At 29.1% G+C, this 21,409-nt stretch carries 17 protein-coding genes and 1 other annotated feature; of the genes, 5 read left to right on the forward strand and 12 right to left on the reverse strand.

Features of this window, described 5'->3' with window-relative positions; translation table 11 throughout:
* Positions 1–4: 4 nt before the first annotated feature.
* From pth to purR, 8 genes are all read right to left on the reverse strand, one after another.
* Positions 5–580, reverse strand: coding sequence for an aminoacyl-tRNA hydrolase (gene pth, locus ACYQ1T_RS05370; RefSeq protein WP_459832625.1), 576 nt, complete (start codon positions 578–580; stop codon positions 5–7).
* A gap of 171 nt (positions 581–751) precedes the next feature.
* A complete protein-coding gene (locus tag ACYQ1T_RS05375) occupies positions 752–1,876 on the reverse strand; it encodes a S1C family serine protease (protein ID WP_459832627.1) in 1,125 nt (374 codons plus the stop codon).
* Between the two features lie 28 nt (positions 1,877–1,904).
* The gene (locus ACYQ1T_RS05380) at positions 1,905–3,323 is read right to left on the reverse strand and encodes an ATP-binding protein (RefSeq protein WP_459832630.1); all 1,419 of its coding nucleotides are present in this window, start codon (positions 3,321–3,323) and stop codon (positions 1,905–1,907) included.
* A complete protein-coding gene (locus ACYQ1T_RS05385) occupies positions 3,323–4,009 on the reverse strand; it encodes a response regulator (protein ID WP_459832633.1) in 687 nt (228 codons plus the stop codon). The genes ACYQ1T_RS05380 and ACYQ1T_RS05385 overlap by 1 nt, the downstream gene beginning before the upstream one ends.
* A 143-nt stretch (positions 4,010–4,152) precedes the next feature.
* Positions 4,153–5,112, reverse strand: coding sequence for a ribose-phosphate diphosphokinase (locus ACYQ1T_RS05390; protein ID WP_459832635.1), 960 nt, complete (start codon positions 5,110–5,112; stop codon positions 4,153–4,155).
* A gap of 49 nt (positions 5,113–5,161) precedes the next feature.
* Positions 5,162–6,532: a bifunctional UDP-N-acetylglucosamine diphosphorylase/glucosamine-1-phosphate N-acetyltransferase GlmU gene (gene glmU / locus ACYQ1T_RS05395; protein WP_459832638.1), complete on the reverse strand. Its 1,371-nt coding sequence runs from the start codon at positions 6,530–6,532 to the stop codon at positions 5,162–5,164.
* Between the two features lie 201 nt (positions 6,533–6,733).
* A complete protein-coding gene (gene spoVG / locus ACYQ1T_RS05400) occupies positions 6,734–7,018 on the reverse strand; it encodes a septation regulator SpoVG (RefSeq protein ID WP_459832640.1) in 285 nt (94 codons plus the stop codon).
* Between the two features lie 144 nt (positions 7,019–7,162).
* Complete coding sequence (purR, locus tag ACYQ1T_RS05405) at positions 7,163–7,978, reverse strand: pur operon repressor (RefSeq protein WP_459832643.1); 816 nt, start codon at positions 7,976–7,978, stop codon at positions 7,163–7,165.
* A gap of 315 nt (positions 7,979–8,293) precedes the next feature.
* Here purR and murC point away from each other — a divergent pair, with 315 nt between their 5' ends.
* From murC to ACYQ1T_RS05420, 3 genes are all read left to right on the forward strand, one after another.
* Positions 8,294–9,667 carry a UDP-N-acetylmuramate--L-alanine ligase gene (murC, locus tag ACYQ1T_RS05410; protein ID WP_459832646.1) on the forward strand — a complete coding sequence of 458 codons (1,374 nt, stop codon included), beginning with the start codon at positions 8,294–8,296 and terminating at the stop codon, positions 9,665–9,667.
* Between the two features lie 296 nt (positions 9,668–9,963).
* Entirely contained in the window at positions 9,964–10,782 is an 819-nt protein-coding gene (locus tag ACYQ1T_RS05415; RefSeq protein ID WP_459832648.1) for a purine-nucleoside phosphorylase, read from the forward strand.
* Between the two features lie 48 nt (positions 10,783–10,830).
* Entirely contained in the window at positions 10,831–12,051 is a 1,221-nt protein-coding gene (locus ACYQ1T_RS05420; RefSeq protein WP_459832651.1) for a NupC/NupG family nucleoside CNT transporter, read from the forward strand.
* Between the two features lie 106 nt (positions 12,052–12,157).
* Here the strand turns inward: ACYQ1T_RS05420 and ACYQ1T_RS05425 are convergent, their stop codons facing one another.
* Positions 12,158–13,234, reverse strand: a complete 1,077-nt coding sequence (locus ACYQ1T_RS05425) for a M24 family metallopeptidase (RefSeq protein ID WP_459832653.1) — start codon at positions 13,232–13,234, stop codon at positions 12,158–12,160.
* Between the two features lie 143 nt (positions 13,235–13,377).
* On the opposite strand from ACYQ1T_RS05425, the gene ACYQ1T_RS05430 reads away from it, so the two are divergent.
* Positions 13,378–14,076, forward strand: coding sequence for a metallophosphoesterase family protein (locus ACYQ1T_RS05430; RefSeq protein WP_459832656.1), 699 nt, complete (start codon positions 13,378–13,380; stop codon positions 14,074–14,076).
* A gap of 134 nt (positions 14,077–14,210) precedes the next feature.
* Here the strand turns inward: ACYQ1T_RS05430 and ACYQ1T_RS05435 are convergent, their stop codons facing one another.
* Positions 14,211–14,624 carry a cytochrome b5 domain-containing protein gene (locus tag ACYQ1T_RS05435; protein ID WP_459832658.1) on the reverse strand — a complete coding sequence of 138 codons (414 nt, stop codon included), beginning with the start codon at positions 14,622–14,624 and terminating at the stop codon, positions 14,211–14,213.
* A gap of 95 nt (positions 14,625–14,719) precedes the next feature.
* Positions 14,720–14,960 (forward strand) — a binding site (T-box leader).
* Between the two features lie 63 nt (positions 14,961–15,023).
* Here ACYQ1T_RS05435 and asnS point away from each other — a divergent pair.
* Positions 15,024–16,418, forward strand: a complete 1,395-nt coding sequence (gene asnS / locus ACYQ1T_RS05440) for an asparagine--tRNA ligase (RefSeq protein ID WP_459832660.1) — start codon at positions 15,024–15,026, stop codon at positions 16,416–16,418.
* Between the two features lie 181 nt (positions 16,419–16,599).
* Here the strand turns inward: asnS and ACYQ1T_RS05445 are convergent, their stop codons facing one another.
* Entirely contained in the window at positions 16,600–19,137 is a 2,538-nt protein-coding gene (locus tag ACYQ1T_RS05445; protein ID WP_459832662.1) for a family 16 glycosylhydrolase, read from the reverse strand.
* A 42-nt stretch (positions 19,138–19,179) separates the two neighbouring features.
* A complete protein-coding gene (locus tag ACYQ1T_RS05450) occupies positions 19,180–21,387 on the reverse strand; it encodes an alpha-galactosidase (protein ID WP_459832664.1) in 2,208 nt (735 codons plus the stop codon).
* Between the last annotated feature and the right edge of the window lie 22 nt (positions 21,388–21,409).

Below are 21,409 nucleotides of genomic sequence, written 5' to 3' on the forward strand. Positions count from 1 at the left end.
TAACCTATATACTTTTTGATGCCTTAAACCCATTTAGTTTATTCATTGCCTCTTTAGTATTTTGTTCAAGTATAATTTCTACTGCTAAAGCTGATGCCTGTATACTTTCTTTTAGCACTTCCTCTTCTTCCTTTGAAAACTTTCCTAAAACATGTGATACTAAATCTTTTTTAGGTTGTCCTACACCTATTTTAACTCTCGGAAAAACATCAGTGGATAAATTTAATAATATACTCTTTATTCCATTATGCCCTCCCGCACTTCCTTTTTCTCTTATTCTTAACTTTCCAACTTCTAAACTTATGTCATCATAAATAACTATTATCTCTTCTTCTGACATTTTATAAAAATTAGCTACTTCTCTTATACTTTCTCCACTTAAATTCATATATGTAGTTGGCTTTAATAGAATTACCTTCTTGTTTTTTATAAAACCTTCTCCATATACTCCTTTAAATTTTATCCTATTTAACTCTATATTATACTTATCTGAAAGATAGTCTATAACTTCAAATCCAATATTATGTCTAGTTTTTTCATATTCTTTGCCTGGATTACCAAGGCCAACTATTAAAAACATATTCGCCACTCCTTAATGCAAATTAACATATCTAATATTATACTAGTTTTTTACAATAATAAAAGAACTTTTTACCTTTACAATATACTATATATTATAAACACTTTTACGTTTATTAATATTAGATATAAAAATACAGTTCGTAAAATTTCGAACTGTATTTTTTAGTATTTATTCTTCTGGTTTAGATACTATAATATCAATTTCTTTCTCTTTCCCATCTCTCATAACTTTAGCTTTTATAACTTCACCATTTTTCTTTTCTCTTATAAACTCACTCATATCTTTTATAGATGCAAATTTCTTGTTATCTAATTCAAAAATAATATCTGTAGGTTTTATTCCTGCATTATAAGCACTTCCACCTTGCTCAATATTTTCAACGTAAAAGCCACTAACTTCTGAATTTTCATCAGATACTATTCCTCCACCAAGTAACCCTAATGCCTCCTTTAAAATATTACTAGAGCTTATTATACTTTTTAAAGAGCTTAAATCTACAGCATAGTATAAGCCTGGCTGATTTATTCTTTTACTTATTTCAGAGCTTGCAATTCCAATTAATTCTCCCTTTGAATTACATACTGCTCCACCAGTATTATGTTCTGTTATAATAGAGTTTAACTCTAATAACCTATAACTTCTTTTCTTTCTCTCATTATTGATACTTTTATTAGTTGAGGTTACCATTCCAGGGATAATCCTACCTATGTAATCATCTCCTATAGAATTACTTAGAACTGCTATCTCTTGGCCCTCTATACCATTCCTATTATCAGCAAATTTTATAGGTGCCAATTCTCCTGAATAATCTATTTTGATAACAGCAATATCTATCTCTTCATTTCCCCATAGAAGATTTGCCTTTATAGGTCTTACTCCTGCTGATGCTAATTTAACATATATATTATTATTATTCTTAACTTTCGAATAATTGGTAAGTATTGTACCGCTTTGATCTAATATTATTCCTGTTATATTAGAATCAAAATATGTATCTTTCAATAGTTTACTTTCTTCATCACTTATACTTACTAATGATGGGGATACCTTCTTTATTAAATTTGAATAGTTTAATATAACCATTTCATTATTAATTCTATTTTCATCGATCTGCTTAATTATTTTATCGTATTTAACCCTCATCATAATATTAGAAAATAACACACCGGCCATACCTGCTAAAATAAAAATACCTATTACCTTACTTCCAAATCTTATACTTGATTTTGTTTTTTTTCTTTTAAAATGAATTGGGTAAGAGTCTTCTTTTAATTCTTTACTTTCCTTATCCATTAACCCACTCCCTCCAAAGCATTGTATTTTAATTAGCTTTTTCTAGAGTAAAAGTAAATTTAACTCCTTTTCCATCAATATTGTCAATCCATATATCTTGATTATGCTGAGATAGTATTAATCTAACTATAGGCAATCCTAAACCTGTACTTACTTTATTTGTTCGGGATTTATCAATTTTGTAGAATCTATCCCAAATATTATTTATGTCTTCTTTAGCTATAGTAGGTCCATTATTAAATATACTAACATAAACCTTCTCTCCCCTACTATATGTATCTATTTTTATTTCACCATTGTTTATACCATATTTTATTGCATTTTCAAGTACATTGGTTACTACTTGAATTATCCTATCTCTATCTGCAATACAATACTCATGGTTATCATGGAATACTACCTCTACATTCATTTTTTTATCTTTTATTTTTCCCTCTAAATTCAATGTACATAATGTTATTATATCATTGATATCTAATTGAATTTTATTTAAATTAAATTTACCAGCTTCCATTGCGGAAATATCTAAAAGGTCATTTACTAATCTAGATAATCTACAAACTTCATCACTTACAATATTTAAATAATAATTTTCTCTATCTTTAGGAATAACTCCATCTAATATGCCCGTTATAAACCCCTTTATCGATGTAATTGGAGATCTTAGCTCATGAGATACATTAGAAATAAACTCTCTTCTTTTTTTATCTACTTTTTCTAATGATTCTGCCATTATATTAAATGACTCTGCTAATTCTCCTATTTCATCTTTAGAGTTTATATAAACTCTTTTCTCTACATCACCTTTTGCTAACCTTTTTGCAGCATTATTAATTTCACTTAACGGCTTTATAAGTATTTTTCTTGTAAAATAATATGCAACTGCACAGGATAAAATTAGAGCTATAGCTAATGATATCCAAATGCTCTGATATACATCTGTTAATCCTTCCCAATAATAATCATTTCCTAAAAGTACTATTGTACCACTAAAAAAACCATTATTAAATACAGGTTTTATGTGTATTTTTTGTTTTAAATTCTTCTCTGTTACTACTAATAAGCCTTCAGCCTCACCATTTTTAAACTTTTCCAGTTCATCTTGAGGTATATTAAGTTTAGTATATTTCAGTTTATTTAAATTATCACTAGAAACTACATATGCATATCCAAGATTATCTACTATAATAGAGTCCATTCCAATATTACTTTTAACTGCCTTCATTACACTTCTAAGTTCTTCATATACACTATTGCTATTTTGATTTAAAAAATTTAAAGTTGCAGTTTCAATTAAATTCATTTGCTTTTCTAATGAAATTTGTCTTTCTTTCATGTATTCTCTATGTAACCATGATGAAAGAAAAATTCCTAGTAAGCTTAATACTACTGCTGTTATAGTTGTAAATGAAATTAATAATTTGTAGATAATTCCTCTTCTACGCATTATTTCACCTCAAATTTATAACCTACTCCCCAAACCGTTTCAAGCTGCCAGTTTTCTCCGCCATTTATTTTTTCTCTTAATCTCTTAACATGAACGTCAACCGTTCTTGAGTCTCCTGGATAATCATACCCCCATACTTCACATAATAATTGTTCTCTAGTAAAAACTTTATTTTTATTACTTGCTAAATAATGTAGAAGCTCAAATTCTTTTGGCGGCATTTTAACTTCTACACCTTTATAAACAACATTATATGAATTTACATCTATCATTAAATCTGAATAATTTATAACTTCTTTATCTGTACTATCATAGTTATATCTTCTCATTACAGCTTTAGTTCTTGCTAGAAGTTCTTTAGGTTCAAATGGTTTAACAATATAATCATCTGCACCTAATTCTAAAGCTAATACTTTATCAAAAGTATCTCCCTTAGCTGTTAACATAATAATAGGTATTTCACTTGTTTTTCTTATCCATTTTAAAACTTCTATACCATCCATGCCAGGTATCATTATATCTAATAATACAAGATCTGGCTTAAATTCTGGAAATACATTGCATACTTCCCTACCATTACTACACTTTCTTGTTTCGTAACCAGCACTAACTAAATACATATTTATAACTTCACATATATTTTCGTCATCATCAACTATTAAAACTTTTCCTAATCTACTTTCCATAAAAGTCACCATCCTTAACAATTATATTATATATCTTATTGTGATGTTTTTGTTAATAATTAATAAATTTTACAAATTATTAATTAACAACAAACCCCTAAAAAGTTTATGCTTTTTAGGGGTTTATTATCCAAGTTTATGTACTATGATTCGAATAATTTACTTATCGGCTCATCATCATATATTCTTTTTATTGCTTCTGCAAATAATGGTGCAACTGAAATAGCTTTAAATTTAACTAAATCATCCTTTTCTGGTAATTTTATTGTATTTAACATAACTAACTCTTCAATTGCTGAATTATTTATTCTTTCAAAAGCTGGGCCTGATAGTACCCCATGTGTACAACATGCGTAAACATTTGTAGCACCTAATTCCTTAAGAGCATTTGCTGCATTTGCAATTGTACCTGCTGTATCTATCATATCATCTATTAAAATACACTTCTTGCCCTTTATATCTCCGATTATATTCATTATTTCTGAAACATTAGCTTTTGGTCTTCTCTTATCGATTATAGCTATTGGAGCATGTAGTTTATCTGCAAATTTTCTTGCTCTTGTAACACTTCCTAAATCTGGTGAAACAACAACTACATCTTCCTTATCATCAAATCCTTTTTCTATAAAGTATTTAGCTAATATAGGTGATCCTAATAGATGATCAACTGGAATATTAAAGTATCCTTGTATTTGAGCTGCATGTAAGTCCATTGTTAATACTCTATGAGCTCCTGCTGCTGTTAAAAGATCAGCTACTAATTTTGCAGTTATAGGATCCCTTGATTTAGCCTTTCTATCTTGTCTAGCATATCCATAATAAGGCATAACTACTGTTATTCTACCTGCTGATGCTCTCTTAAAAGCATCTATCATTATTAAAAGTTCCATTAAATTGTTATTAACTGGTGAGCTAGTTGATTGCACTAAAAATACATCAGTTCCTCTTACTGTTTCAGCTATATCAACTGAAATTTCTCCATCACTAAAAGTTGAAACCTTAGCTTTTCCAAGCGGTAATCCTAATATATTTGCTATTTCTTGTGCTAATTCAGGATGTGAGTTTCCAGTAAATATTTTAATGTTTTTTCCATGGGTTATCATAATTGTGAAGACCTCCTTAAAATTTTTGGCACTTTATATATCTAAATAACTATTTGTTAGTAAGACCTCGTTTATTTACCCAACCTTCAATATTTCTTTGCTTAGCCCTCGCAATAGCAAGATCTCCATCTTTAACCTCATTAGTTATAGTTGATCCTGCTGCTATATAAGTATTGTTGCCCACCTTAACTGGTGAAACTAGGTTAGTATTACAACCTATAAAGCTGTTATCTCCAATTTCTGTTTTATGTTTATCTTTTCCGTCATAATTTACGACTACCGTTCCACAACCAAAATTACAGTTTGATCCTACTTCAGCATCTCCAATATATGTTAAGTGTGACACCTTAGTATTGTCCCCAATTGTAGATTTTTTAATTTCTACAAAATCTCCTATTCTTGCACTACTTCCAATTACTGAATCTGGTCTTATATATGCAAATGGTCCAACTGTAGTCTTTTCCCCAATTTTACTATCAAGAATAACAGATGATTGAATTTCTACATCACTTAAAATTATGCTATTACTTATTCTAGAATTTGGATATAGCATAACTCTTTCACCTATTTTAGTATTTCCTTCTATAACATTTCCTGGATATATAATGGTGTCTTTACCAATTTCTACATCATCCCCAATATATGTGCTTGATGGATCAATTAGTGTTACTCCATTTACCATATGTCTTAAGTTAATTCTTTTTCTTAATATTTCTTCTGCTTCAGCAAGTTGAACTCTTGAATTTACGCCTATTGTTTCTTCATAATCTATTACAACAGCTCCAACCTTACTTCCCTTTTCCTTTAAAATTCCTATTACATCAGTTAAGTAATATTCCCCTTGATTATTATTGTTAGATAATTTATCTAACGATAATAATAATTCTTCTATATCAAAGCAATATAATGCTGCATTCATTTCATTTACTTTTAATTCGTCTTCATTACAATCCTTATGCTCAACTATTTTTAAAACCTCATCGTTTGATCTAATGACCCTTCCATAACCTGTCGGATCTTCTACAATTGAAGTTAAAAGAGTTGCACTATTATTATTTTTTATGTGCTCTTCAAAAAGCTTTTCAACGGTTTCCGATTTAATTAAAGGTGCATCACCACAAAATATTCCTACTGTTCCTTTTTTTCCTTTTAAAAAGTCAATAGCACATTTTACTGCATGACCTGTTCCTAATTGTTCTTCTTGTAATGAATAACTTATTTTTCTTGAAGCTGTATTCTTTTTAACTAACTCAGCTCCTTTTCCTATAATTACGTTAACATCATCTATATTAGCTTTTCTCATAGTATCTATAACATGATTAACCATTTCTTTACCAGCTACCTTATGTAACACTTTTGGTAAATCTGATTTTATTCTAGTACCTTGTCCTGCTGCTAAAATTAGAGCACATCTATACATATAAAACACCTCATTTTCAAAACTTTAAGGACGAATTTTAAATACTTTAAAAAAACGTTCGTATACATCTCATTATATTATATTGTATTAGAAAGAGTATTTCAACCTTAAGAGAGAATTTAAATAGTGATTGATTTTATTTTAAATTTACAAAAAAAATAAAAGGGCATATTTTCCCTTTTATTTTAAATAAACATTAATTTATTCAGTTACAGCTTCAGTTTCATCTTCTAATCTAGCCTTTTCATAAGCTTCAAGTATTGAGGACTGAATTTTTTCTCTAGTCTCAGTGTTTATAGGATGTGCTATATCCTTAAACTCTCCATCCGGTGTCTTTCTACTTGGCATAGCTATAAATAATCCATTCTGTCCTTCGATTACTTTAATGTCATGAACTACAAATTCATTGTCAAATGTAACTGAAACGATAGCTTTCATTTTTCCATCAGCAGCTATCTTTCTGATTCTAACGTCTGTAATTGTCATTGCACTACACCTCCAGTTGCTATGATACTATTAATATTTCTATAAAAATCATTAAAATCCTTTTTTTTACTAAAAATTTTTAGAATTTTTTCAAATTTTTAAAAATTTCAATGAGTTTTAGTGCAATACTACTACTTTTTTACTTTATTCTACCATTTTTGATGGCTGAACATCTAATGTGTTTGTTTCTTCAATATAATTAAGTTCAACTAATGATATATATCCTGATGCCTTTTTATTAGATACACCTATATTATCTATTAAAACTCCTGTTCCAATTAACTCACTATCAAATTCTTTTAATAAATCTTTTATTCCTTTTGCTGTTCCACCACCTCTTAAAAAGTCATCTATAAAGATACATTTACTTTGAGGCTTCATAGACTTTTTAGAAAGTGACATTTGTTGTATTCTCCCACTTGTCCCTGAAACATAATTTATAGTAACAGTTGATCCTTCTGTTACTTTACTATCTCTTCTTATTATTACTAGTGGTATTCCAAGACTTCTTGCAACTTCATAAGCTAAAGGAATCCCCTTAGTTTCTACAGTTACAATACAATCCACTTCCACTTCTTTAAAAAATCCAGATAAAACAACTCCAGCCTTGCTTATTATTTGAGGATTATACATTAAATCTGTTACATATATAAAGTTCCCTGGTACTATTCTACTTTCATCTCTTAATAATTCACATAATTCTTCAGTAAATTTTCTACTACTATCTTTTCCTACACCTGGAATATACTTTATTCCACCAGCAGCTCCAGCTATAGTTTCAACTCTTCCCATTTCTAACTTTTCTAATACTTCTCTTACTATAACTATGTCTTCACTTATAGTAGATTTTGCAGCATTTAAAAGTTCTGAAAAACTATTTAACCCCATAACTTTATTCGGGTTTTCTGTTAATATTTTTGTTATAGCAACCACTCTGCTATTCCTACTTAATTTTTCCAAATCATACCACCTACAATTTTTGTTATTTTCCGAATTATTTTTCAACTTTCATCATCTAATATTCATATTTTATTCCATATTCTTCTCAATATCAATAGCTTTTAGTCACTAACTTAATTAATACCTCTAAATTTATAACATTTTTAATATTTTTTTCATAAAATATTGAAATGCTAGTTTTTTATTGTGTTCATTTTAGGAAATTTGTATATAATTATAAATGGAAGATTTATCGAATATTTTAATTTATATTTGATTTAATTATACACTTAATTCTAATTTAAACACTGTATTAATTAAAAAGGGGTTGATTTTTTGTCTTTTGATTTTAATAAAGATATAAATAAAAAGGTTCACTTTATTGGCATAGGTGGAATAAGTATGAGCGGACTTGCAGCTGTACTATTAAACAATGGCTTTAAAGTTTCTGGTTCTGATTCAAAAGAATCAGAAATTACAGAGAAATTAAAAACTGAAGGTGCTGAAATATACATAGGACATAAAAGAGAAAATATTAAAGATGTAGATCTTGTTGTTTATACTGCAGCCATACCTTCCGATAATCCTGAATTATTAGAAGCTAAGAAACAAAATATAGATTTAATGGATAGAGCTGAATTTCTTGGTTTAATAATGAAAGGACATAAATACAACGTAGCTGTTGCAGGTACACATGGCAAAACAACATGTACTTCAATGTTATCTCATGTAACATTAAAGGCAAATCTTGATCCTACAATATTAGTAGGCGGGAATCTTGATGTTATAAATGGTAATTTTAAAATAGGAAAAAGTGAATACTTCTTAACAGAAGCCTGTGAATATAAGGAATCTTTCCTTAAATTCTATCCTTATGTTGGAATTATATTAAATATAGATGCAGATCATTTAGATTATTATAAAGATATTAATCATATAAAATCTACATTTGAAAAGTTTTCAAATATAATTCCTACTGACGGTTATTTAATAGGATATTGTGAAGATGAAAAAGTAAATGAAGTTTTAGAAAAAGCCAAATGTAATACATTGAGCTATGGAATAAATCAAGGTGATGTTAGAGCTACAAATATTTCTTTTAATACTAATGGTTGTGCAACATTTACTGTAACTAAGGATGATAAAGAATTATTTTCAGTATCTTTAAGTACAACCGGAAGGCATAATATATTAAACGCCTTATCAACAATATGTGTAGGACTTATTTTTAATATTCCTTACGAAGCAATAATAGAAGGCTTAAAAGAATGTAAGGGTGCCCATAAACGTTTTGAGCATAAAGGGGAGCTTAATGGTGCTACAATAATTGATGATTACGCTCATCATCCAGTAGAAATAAAAGCAACCTTAAATACTGCTCAATTAATTCCACACAATAAAATTTATACAGTTTTCCAACCGCATACCTATACTAGAACAAAAACATTATTTGAAGAATTTACTGAATGTTTCTTTGATACAGATGAACTTATTTTAATGGATATATATGCAGCTAGAGAAAAAGATACAGGCTTAGTATCTTCTGATGAACTTGGTAATGCCTTAAGAAATAAAGGTGTAAACTGCATCAATGTTCACAGCCATAACGAAGCTGCTGAATATTTAAAAGATATGATATCTGAAAATGATCTTGTTTTAACTGTTGGAGCTGGAGATGTAGTAAAAGTAGCTGATTTATTATTAAAGTAGCTTAAAGGACTTAGAGAAATTTATATTCTCTAGGTCTTTTTTAATTTCAAAAGTAATCTAATTATTTTTGTCGATTCATCCAGATATCCCCATATAATTACAAGTATAAAATCTTCATTTTATACTTGTAATTAAAGATTTATTATTAGTAAATTTAATATTTCTTTATAATTATTTCTTTTTTTGTTTCATTTTTGTTAACTTTATTTTATAATTTACAAAGACTAAACTTAATTTTACAAAAATACACTTATAAAAACTAAAAAAATTAACAAACTATAATTAGGGGTGATTTTATGGATTTATCAACAAAACTTCAAGTTGCTTCAAATAGCATTCTTGAAAAAACTAAGTATAAGCCTACTATAGGATTAATACTAGGTTCTGGCTTAGGATCATTAGCAGATACTATCGAAGACCCTGAATTTTATCCTTATGAAACTCTACCTTACTTCCCAACTTCAACTGTTGAGGGTCATGCAGGAAGATTAGTTATTGGAATGTTAAACGGGAAATGCGTTATAGCAATGCAGGGTAGATTCCACTATTATGAAGGATATGACTATAATGAAGTTACATTTCCAGTTAGAGTAATGAAACTTTTAGGAGTAGAAAAATTAATAGTAACAAATGCAGCTGGAGCTGTTAATACTAGCTATTCTCCCGGAGATTTAATGCTTATAACAGATCATTTAAATTTATCTGGGAACAACCCTTTAATAGGAGGAAATCTTAACGATTTCGGACCACGTTTCCCTGATATGTCTAATGCTTACAATCCTGAATTAAGAGAAAAGGTTTTAAGTATTGCAAACTCACTTTCACTTAATATACAGCAAGGAGTTTATGCTATGATGAGTGGCCCTACTTATGAAACACCTGCTGAAATAAGAATGGTTAGAGTTTTAGGCGCTGATGCTGTTGGAATGTCAACTGTTCCTGAAGTTATTGTCGCTAACCATTGCGGAATAAAGGTTGTTGGAATATCTTGTATGACTAATATGGCAGCTGGAATATTAGAACAACCACTTAATCACGAAGAAGTTATTGAAACATCTAATATGGTTAAAGAAAACTTTACCGCCCTTATGACTAAGATAATAGAATTAATCTAAAACTATTATTCTAATGATAAAATTTATAACCAACGAAGGAGAAAAAAATTGGATAGATTTATAGGTATTATAGGAATTATCGCTATACTTGGAATTGCATTCCTACTTTCTGAAAATAAGAAAAAAATTAATTGGCGTTTAGTTGCAACTGGGCTTGGACTTCAAGTTGTATTTGCCATACTTATTCTTAAAATTCCTCTTGGAAGAAGCATATTTCAAGGTGCTAGCGATGTAATAACAAAATTACTTGACTTTACCGGAGAAGGTAGTAAATTTCTATTTGGACCATTAACTGATACAAATGCAATTGGATTTATTTGGGTTGTAAAAATACTTCCTACAATTATATTCTTCTCTGCATTGATGGGAGTTTTATACTATCTTGGCATTATGCAAATTATAGTTAAGTTTATTGCTAAATTTATTTGTAAATTACTTGGAACTAGTGGTTCAGAAACACTAAGTGCCGTCGGTAACATATTCTTAGGTCAAACTGAAGCTCCGTTACTTGTTAAACCATTTGTAAAAGATATGACTAGATCAGAACTTATGGCTATAATGGTTGGTGGAATGGCTACTGTAGCTGGTGGTGTAATGGCCGGATATGTTGCAATGGGAGTAAACGCAGGACATCTTTTAGCTGCTAGTATAATGGCTGCTCCAGCAGGTTTAGTATTAGCTAAAATATTAGTTCCTGAAGTTGAAGAAAGTGCAACAAAAGATTCAACTAATATAAATGTAGAAAATACAGCTTCTAATGTTGTTGAAGCTGCAGCTAATGGAGCAAGTGAAGGATTAGGCCTTGCGTTAAATGTTGCTGCAATGCTATTAGCATTTATAGCCTTATTAGCTTTACTTAATGCTATACTTTCATTTTTTGGTGGTATTTTTGGATTCCCAGATTTAAGCTTCCAATGGTTACTTGGAAAACTTTTCTCACCTTTAGTATTTGTTATGGGTGTGCCTACTTCTGATATATCAGCAGCGGGAAGTCTGCTTGGACAAAAAATTATACTTAATGAATTCGTAGCTTACTCTGAATTATCAAACTTAATATCTTTGAATTCATTACAACCAAAGACAGTTTTAATAATGACTTATGCATTATGTGGCTTTGCTAACTTTAGTTCAATAGCTATTCAAATAGCCGGAATTGGTGGATTAGCACCTGAAAAGAAAGGAACAATTGCAAACTTAGGCTTTAAAGCTTTAATAGGCGGTGCATTATCAACTTGCTTAACTGCAACAATTGCAGGCATATTATTCTAATTTATAAATAAAAAAACTAGGATTTAGTCTAATGATATTTAAACAAGAAAAACTCTTATTTAAATATCCTTGAACTTTAACCTAGTTTTTTATTTATATTATTAAGTTAAATAACAGTTATATCCTTGGTTACTGAATTTAAAACCTCACAGCCATCTTTAGTAACTAAAACTAAGTCTTCTATTCTTACACCAAAGTTATCTTTTAGATAAATTCCAGGTTCAATGGAAAATATCATACCTGCTTTAACTTCTTCATTATTAACTGAGCTTACATCCCCAAAGTCATGACCTTCTATTCCAATGCTATGTCCAGTTCTATGTGTAAAATACTCTCCATACCCAGCTTCTTCTATTACACTTCTTGCTGCTTTATCTATATCAGAAAACTTAACTCCCTCTTTTACAGTAGTTATTGCCTTTAAATTAGCTTCTTTTACAATATTGTAAATCCTCTTATGTTGCTCATTTGGTTCATTACCAAAAAAGATAGTTCTTGTCATATCTGAACAATAATACTTATATATTCCTCCAATATCTATAACTATGCTTTGACCTTTCTTTATTAAATCTTTACCTGATTTATGATGTGGGTCCGCACCATTAGGACTTGTTGCAATTATTGGAGAAAATGAAAATCCATTTACTCCATTCTTCTCATAGATTTCAGATAACATATTACAGTAATACTTTTCTGAATAACCTTCTTTTATCTCCTTCCAAAGCTCAATCATTACTTTATCATTTATTTTAGATGAATCTTTCATTAATTTAATTTCTTCTTCATCTTTTATCATTCTTAGTCTATCTATTATAGGTGATGAGTTTACAAAGCCCTTTACCACATTATTATTCATAAGCTTTATTAAAAAATGTGCTGGCCAATATTTATCCACACCTAATGTCTTTTCTTTATCCACAACTGTGCATAACATGTTTATTGGATCTTCTATATCTGAATACCATAATATGTCTACACCTAAATCCTCATATATAGGAAATAATTTATTAACTATCATCTTATGATTTCCATTAACGTTTAAGTATAAAGCAAGCATTCGTTCACCAGGTGAAATCCATTTTCCTGTTAAATAAAATACTGATGACGGTGATGTTACTATAATTTGCTCTAATCCTTCTTTTCTCATAGCTTTTAAAACACTACTTACCCTACTAGACTTCATTTTTCTTTCCTCCTTAGAAATATCTATATAAATATACTATACCACTTTTATAAAAAATATCTATTTAATACTATAGGTAAAATATTTATTCCTACCATGTTAAAGTGCTATAATGTATATATAGATTTTTAGGAGGAGAAAAAATGAGAATAGCAGCAATTTCAGATATACACGGTAATATTTATGCACTTATGAAAGCTTTAGAAGATATAGATAATCAAAAAGTTGACATGATAATTTGTTTAGGAGATTTAACTGGCTACGGTCCTCATCCAAATGAAGTTATTGCATTAATAAAAAGAAGAGAGATCCCTTGCTTAAAGGGAAATTATGATGCATCAGTTGTTGATGGTGATTTTACTTTCATAAGAAATACAAGCATAAATTCATTTTCTTTACCTTGGGCTTGTGAAGAAGTACGAGCTTCTAATAAATTTTATTTATCCGAGCTTCCAACTTCATTAGATTATAATTTTGAAGGCTCTAAAATTAAATTTGTTCATGGTAGTCCAAATGCAATTAATGAATATTTATTTGAAGATGGGGTAAACACTCAAGAAGTTATGGAAACTACTGATTGTGATATACTGGTTTGTGCACATACACATATTCCATCTTTTAAGAAATTTGGTAATAAAATATTTATTAATGTTGGGAGTGTCGGAAAACCTAAAATTGGACGCCCTAATATAACATATTGCTTAATAGATATAAATGAAAATAGTGATATTAAAGTCAAATTTAGAGAACTTGAATATGAATTTAAACGTATAGTTAAAGACACTAAAATGCTTAACTTTCCAACTCCATTAGTTAACTCTTATGAAACTGGAAATGAATAGAATTTAAATATTTAAAATAAGGCTGTTACACAAAGAAATTTAAGTATAATATATTTTTGTTTTAAGTTTATCAAAATACTTCTTACTGTATTTCAATGCTTTAATGCTACAGCCTTATTTTTATATCAATTTTACTATTGCGTTATAGTTCCCACTATTCTTAATTTTTTTAAGTTCTCCATATTTCCTTTGTGACATTCTAAAAATTCAGCTGTCCTATCTCCTCCAGCTTTAACTCCAAAATGCTCACCACCACTCCACTTCATAATATCAGTTGTATCATAAACTGTTCCTTTTATAGCTATATATGCAGGCATACCATCTTTTCCATTATACTTAGCTAATTCTTCTATTGTAAATTCCTGCCTTAATATTTCATTTTCTTTAATGCATCTTTTTCCAGAATGTAAATATCCATCTATTTGCTTGCAGACCCTTTCCATAACTTCAACAATATTATTTTTATATTCTTCTGGATATGTTACTAACATTCCTTTAAGTTTATTAAGCTCTATAAATTTTTCTTCAAGAAAACTTTTCTTTTCCATAAATTCCTCCAAAAACATACTATAAAATATATTATGATTTAAAGTTGCAAATGTTAGTGAATTGGTGTAAAATCTTACTTAACATTGTAAATAAGTTTATTACTATGATGAGAAGAGTATCTAATGGATGTAGTCTTAGCGAATAAGGGACGGTGTAAGCCTTATACGAAACCTTTAGTGAAGAACATCTCTGAGTTTCTAACCGAAATCTATTGATAGTAGGCTTAGACGGATTTCAAACCGTTATTAATTGAAAGACATTATATGTGTCTATTTAAGTGGTCATATTTTATGGCAATTTGGGTGGTACCGCGAAAGTATCCTTTCGTCCCTTTTATAGGGATGGAAGGTTTTTTTATTTTAACTAATAATTTATATAATATACAGGAGGCACAATTTATGGATAAAGTAATTTTAGTTAAATCACTTTATAGAAATGAAAGTGATTACTTATCAAAAGAAGTAAAAATTTCTGGATGGATAAGAACATTAAGAGCATCTAACGCATTTGGATTTATTGAAGTTAATGATGGTTCATTCTTTAAGAATGTTCAAATAGTATTTGATAATAACCTAGAAAACTTTAAGGATGTATCAAAACTACCTATAAGTTCATCAATATCAATTATAGGTACTTTAGTTGCAACACCAGATGCAAAGCAACCATTTGAAATTCAAGCTAAGGAAATTATAATTGAAGGAATGTCTCAATCAGACTACCCACTTCAAAAGAAAAGACATACTTTTGAATATTTAAGAACTATAGCTCACTTAAGGCCAAGAAGTAATGCTTTTTCTGCAGTATTTAGAGTTCGTTCAGTAGCGGCGTACGCTATACACAAGTTCTTCCAAGAAAAAGGTTTTGTTTATACACATACTCCAATATTAACTGGAAGCGACTGTGAAGGTGCTGGTGAAATGTTTAAAGTATCGACTTTAGATTTTAACGCTATTCCAATAACTGAAGAAGGTGCTATTGATTATACTAAAGACTTCTTTGGAAAAGAATCTAACCTTACAGTTTCTGGTCAATTAAATGCAGAATGTTATGCTTTAGCATTTAGAAATGTTTATACATTTGGACCTACATTCAGAGCTGAAAACTCAAATACAGCTAGACATGCAGCTGAATTTTGGATGATAGAGCCTGAAATAGCTTTTGCTAATTTACAAGATGATATGGAATTAGCAGAAGACATGTTAAAATATGTTATCGAATATGTTATGACTGAGTGTCCTGAAGAAATGGCTTTCTTTAACCAATTTATAGATAAAGGAGTTATGGATAAACTAAACCATGTTATATCTTCTGACTTTGGAAAAGTTACTTATACAGAAGCTATAGAAATCTTAAAAAATACTGATAAAAAGTTTGATTATCCAGTAGAATGGGGTATAGACTTACAAACTGAACATGAAAGATACCTTACTGAAGAACACTTTAAGAAACCAGTATTTGTTACTGATTATCCAAAGGATATCAAGGCATTCTATATGAGATTAAATGAAGATCAAAAAACAGTTGCAGCTATGGACTTATTAGTTCCTGGAATAGGGGAAATAATAGGTGGTAGTCAAAGAGAAGAAAGAATCGATGTTTTAACTAAGAGAATGGCTGAACTTGGTCTTAAAGAAGAAGATTACTGGTGGTATTTAGAACTTAGAAAATTCGGAGAAACTAAGCACGCTGGCTTTGGTTTAGGATTTGAAAGACTTATAATGTATATTACAGGAATGTCAAACATTAGAGATGTAATACCATTCCCAAGAACTACAGGACAATCTGATTTCTAATATATCACTTTTAAGTAACTTATTTTCTAATTTTATATATATTAGTTTATAGTTATTTTATAAAAAAATAACTATATAAAAAGTTTTGAGGAATAGTTAAAATACAACTATTCCTCAAGTTTTATTTATAAAGCAATTAAAATTTATTTCAGTAAACTATTTGTAAGCTATATTAAAAGCTTTAATTTTTTTGCAAAAAAGTTACTTTACCTAACTGAATATCAGTATTTTTTATATTTTTTATGTCTCCATTGTTTAATCTATAACCTTTATTTTTATATTGTGGAAATTCTATTTTTATAAAATTAATATTTTCAGGTAAATTATATGCATCAAAAGTTGTTCTTGCATATCCTGGATGCTTCTCTATAAAATTATCGACTATTTTTACATCATTAACTTTACTCCAAGTTTTCCCATCTTCTGATGTAAATAAATTAAAGTCAATATCTCCGCTTGTTAATGAAGATCTAATGGAATATCCTTGATATGCTCCAGCACTATTATTCCAAGTCATCTTATCTTCAATTGTTTGATAATATGTTGTTAGATGAATATCTTTTACATTTGGAATATTATATACAATTGATTCCTTTTCTGAGTTCTCACTAACAGCTATACGGTTTTTTTCTAATCTTGGCTGTCCACCATAATAAAAATTATCTTTATTTTCTTCATTTAAATCTCCATCTGATAATTTAATTAAATTTCTTGTATGTGAATAAGGTTTTATACTATATCCATCACTTACTCCATTCTCAAGCGTCTCTAAATCATCAAATCTTACATTAGGTTGATTTGGCATTTGATAAATTCTTATCCAATCAATTAAATACTCTGAATTTTGCTTTGTATTTTGTTTATTATAATCAACATCTTTAACCCATCCATCTCCAACTTGAGTTTCTAATATAGGGAACATTGGACGATTATGCATGCCATCTCTTCCATCATCTCTTCCATCTGTACTTTTAAAAACTTCTTTTCCATCTATATACCACTTAATTACTTGTGGATCCCATTCTACTTCAAAAACGTGAAAATCTTGACTCCATGCTTCATAATTACTATTGCTAACTCCATTTGATCCTTTGTTTTCTCCTAATATTCCAAAATGGTTGGTCGTCCATGCACTCCATGGATCTTGTCCTAAATATTCTAAAACATCTATTTCATCATGACCTGTCTCATCTTGGCTTAACATCCAAATAGCTGGCCAAATCCCTTGAGAATCATTTACTTTTGCTCTAACTGCCATACGTCCAAATTGAAATGAATATTTATTTTTAGATTCAACCCTTCCAGATGACCAAGTAACCTTTTTTTTATTTATAGTTTGTCCTAAATAGTTATCTACGCCTACCGCTGAAATTAATTTTTCAGTACTATTATAGTTCTTTGTATTTATTGATAAATAGCTATTTCCATTATCCTTTTTTATACTTACTGCATTCTTATTATAAATTGCTCCATGATTAACCATACCATCAATAATAGTCCATTTATTTTCATCTACCTTATCATCATTAAACTCGTCACTCCAAACAAGCTGATTATATTTTGAATTTGGTGCAATATACTCACCTTTACTTTCATCATAACTATCCCCTGTACCCCATATTTCAATCTCTGAATATTTTGTTTTGCTTCTTCCATCTTTATCAACTGTAAAGCGAATATATCTTCCTTTAATTGGACTAGATAAATTAATTATCTCTAAACTATCACTTTGTCTCCAATTAGTCTTATTAAAAACTTCCCTAAAGCCATTATTTGGTGAATTAGAGATAGCTACTTTTACAGTATTATAATTACCTGGCTCTAATTTAAATTTTATTGTGTTAATTTTATAGATATTTTTATACTCAAATTGAAGCCAATTTCTACCTATACTATTATGAATCGCATAATTATTATCTATTTGTCCATCTGTAATTGCCTTTATATTTGTTGGATCTAATCCATAAACATAAGGAAGCTTTCCTGATGAAATATTAACAGGCTTTTGTACTTCTGGTTGACTTGGAGCTTCCGATTTAGGAACATTTGCTATAACTTCAATCTCATTATAAAGATTTCCATTACTATATCCTTTCCATGAACTATTTGTATTTTGGATATAGTGACCTTTACCCCAAATACGAATATATTGAGCCTCAACAGGCTTTCCTAAAGTTATAACTTGAGGAACTCCCTTATTATCTCTACTTTCAATAATATCTTGTTCTTGAAATACAACAGTAGTTGTACTTTCTTCAAAATTAGGGCTAGTAGATAACTCTACTTTTACATCTTTGTATGTTGAAATTGCATTGTCATAGGTATTTCTATATATTTTAATTTGTTCTACAGAGCGACTCTTTTGAAAGTCATATTGTAAAAAAACTGGTTTCCATTTGCTATATCCATTATCTGGTCCACCAATTTCCTCTCCAACAATAACCTTTGTATTTAGATTATCATTATTGCTAGATGAATTATCGCTATCAGTAGCAGCATCAGGATGTAAAATTGCTACTTGTGGTACAGTTGAGTCACCACTAATAATCATATTTTTACTATTTGTAGTAGGCTTTAATCCAAATAGTATATTTGTAACTACGTAATCACCCTCAGCAGCAAAAACTAATTGATTAAAATTACTTAAGAAAAGTGCACTTATAAAAATAGATAATATAAAAATTACTCTTACATTTTTAATTCTCGAAAAAAATTCCATAAGTATTTCCTCCCTTTTAATCATTAAATTATAATATTACTTTTATAATTTTCTTAATACATACAGTACTGATGAAAAATCATTTCCATTATTACAAAAATATTCATTACTTATAGAAACTCCAACATTCATAAGTTCATCACCTTTAAGTTCTTTTTTATAAGGATATCTTAATTCGTAAGTTTCATTACTATCTAATCCAACTAATTTTAATCTTTCCCTCCCTTCATTAGCATAATTTAATATCTTATAACATCCTACAATTACTATTTTTTTATCTTTAGATATTATCATCCACCCTGAAATATTGTTAGTGTATGGATTTTTCAGTCTATAGAACTTACCATATTGGAAAACTTCTCTATTTTCTTTATAAAATTTTATTTGATTTTTTATTTGTTCCTTTTCATTATCTAATAATTCATTAACATTAAGCTCATATCCTAAATTACCAAAGTAGGCTACATTAGCTCTTGTTTCTAAACTTGTTTCTCTAAAAACTTGTTGGTTTGGGGATTCTGATACATGACTTCCCATAGAAATTAATGGATAAACAAATGAACTTCCATATTGGATTTTTAAACGCTCAATTGCATCTGTATTATCACTTGTCCATGTTTGTGGTGCATAATATAGCATACCTGGATCAAATCTAGCACCACCACTAGAACAAGATTCAAACAGAACATTTGGGAATTTACTTATTAACTTATCATATAACTTATAAACATTTAATATATATTTGTGATATACTGACCCTTGATAATTTGGTTCTTTCCCCTTACTATAACACTCTGTTATATATCGATTCATATCCCACTTTACATATGAAATATTATAATCTAACAGTAATCTTTCGATATTACTATATATATACTCAACCACTTCATCCCTAGAAAAATCTAATGTATATTGATTTCTTGTATGTGAAGGTTTTCTTTTAGGATCATGTATAATCCAATCTGGATGAATCCTATAAAGCTCACTATCCTTATTTATCATTTCTGGTTCAATCCAAATTCCAAATTTCATTCCAAGGCTATTTATATAGTTAATAGTTTTATCTAATCCATTAGGAAATTTATGTTTATTTACAGTCCAATCACCTAATCCAGCTTTATCATTATTTCTATTGCCAAACCACCCATCATCTAAAACAAATAGTTCTACTCCTAACTCTGAAGCATTAGTAGCTAGCTCATTAACTTTCTCTTCATCAATAGAAAATCCAAGGGCTTCCCAACTATTTAAAAGAACAGGCCTTATACTATTTTTCCATATTCCCCTCATTAAACACTCTCTATATAAACTATGATAAGTTTGACTCATATAATTTAAACCCTTATTTGAATAAACAATAGCAACCTCTGGAGTAAAAAATTCTTTGTAAGGTTCTAATTTCCAACTAAATCGATCCGGATGGATCCCCATCATAACTCTCATTTGATTATAAGTATCTACATCTATTTCTGCTAAGTAGTTTCCACTATAAATAAAAGAAAATCCTACTACCTCACCAGAAAATTCATCTGTATTTGGTCTTCTAAGAGCAAAAAAAGGATTGAATTCTGCACTGCTAGCTCCCTTTAAGCTATAGAAACCTTGCGTTCCTTGTTTAATACTTCTATCATGAACATGTCTTTCTCTTCCCCACGCTCCATTAAGTTGAATCATATTATAATTTGTATCTGGAAAATCTAAGTTAAAACTCATTGCTTTTTCTATGCTTATTACTTTATTGCTAGTATTTAAAAAGCTTGTACTCCTCGTAATAACTGGCCTATCTTTAAAAATGGTAAAATAAAGTGTTATTTTACTATTAATTATTTCATCAAATAGAATAATTTCTAATGTTGATGCCTCTTCATCAACTTCGACATATGTTTGAGGCAAACCAGGCAATTTAGGTTTACCATTTATTATTTTATGACTTTCGTATTTAAAGTTAGAAATTTCACTACCATTTTCTTGTTTTATTAAAAAAGCACCTTTTCTGAAATCTGAAAGACCAAAGGTAGGATATTCTTGTCTTGTATTTTGTAATGAAAATTTATTATCCCCTTCCTCTACGTAAGCAGCCAAAGGTCTATATTCTCCTTCAAACAAATGATTATAGTTTTTATAAGGATCTATTCTCTTACCAAAATATAGATTTCCAATATGCCCATTAGGTAAAATATGAATAATATAACTAATTTCTTCATTATATAAATGAAATTCCTGTGTTTCTTTATGAAAAATAACTGGCATTTTAATACTCCTCTCTAAATAA

This window comes from Clostridium carnis (assembly GCF_054657435.1).

Bases quoted from the DNA above. Each gene is read 5' to 3' on its own strand.
- pth (WP_459832625.1), bottom strand. From the start codon at position 580: ATGTTTTTAATAGTTGGCCTTGGTAATCCAGGCAAAGAATATGAAAAA.
- ACYQ1T_RS05375 (WP_459832627.1), bottom strand. From the start codon at position 1,876: ATGGATAAGGAAAGTAAAGAATTAAAAGAAGACTCTTACCCAATTCAT.
- ACYQ1T_RS05380 (WP_459832630.1), bottom strand. From the start codon at position 3,323: ATGCGTAGAAGAGGAATTATCTACAAATTATTAATTTCATTTACAACT.
- ACYQ1T_RS05385 (WP_459832633.1), bottom strand. From the start codon at position 4,009: ATGGAAAGTAGATTAGGAAAAGTTTTAATAGTTGATGATGACGAAAAT.
- ACYQ1T_RS05390 (WP_459832635.1), bottom strand. From the start codon at position 5,112: ATGATAACCCATGGAAAAAACATTAAAATATTTACTGGAAACTCACAT.
- glmU (WP_459832638.1), bottom strand. From the start codon at position 6,532: ATGTATAGATGTGCTCTAATTTTAGCAGCAGGACAAGGTACTAGAATA.
- spoVG (WP_459832640.1), bottom strand. From the start codon at position 7,018: ATGACAATTACAGACGTTAGAATCAGAAAGATAGCTGCTGATGGAAAA.
- ACYQ1T_RS05415 (WP_459832648.1), top strand. From the start codon at position 9,964: ATGGATTTATCAACAAAACTTCAAGTTGCTTCAAATAGCATTCTTGAA.
- ACYQ1T_RS05425 (WP_459832653.1), bottom strand. From the start codon at position 13,234: ATGAAGTCTAGTAGGGTAAGTAGTGTTTTAAAAGCTATGAGAAAAGAA.
- ACYQ1T_RS05430 (WP_459832656.1), top strand. From the start codon at position 13,378: ATGAGAATAGCAGCAATTTCAGATATACACGGTAATATTTATGCACTT.
- ACYQ1T_RS05435 (WP_459832658.1), bottom strand. From the start codon at position 14,624: ATGGAAAAGAAAAGTTTTCTTGAAGAAAAATTTATAGAGCTTAATAAA.
- asnS (WP_459832660.1), top strand. From the start codon at position 15,024: ATGGATAAAGTAATTTTAGTTAAATCACTTTATAGAAATGAAAGTGAT.
- ACYQ1T_RS05445 (WP_459832662.1), bottom strand. From the start codon at position 19,137: ATGGAATTTTTTTCGAGAATTAAAAATGTAAGAGTAATTTTTATATTA.
- ACYQ1T_RS05450 (WP_459832664.1), bottom strand. From the start codon at position 21,387: ATGCCAGTTATTTTTCATAAAGAAACACAGGAATTTCATTTATATAAT.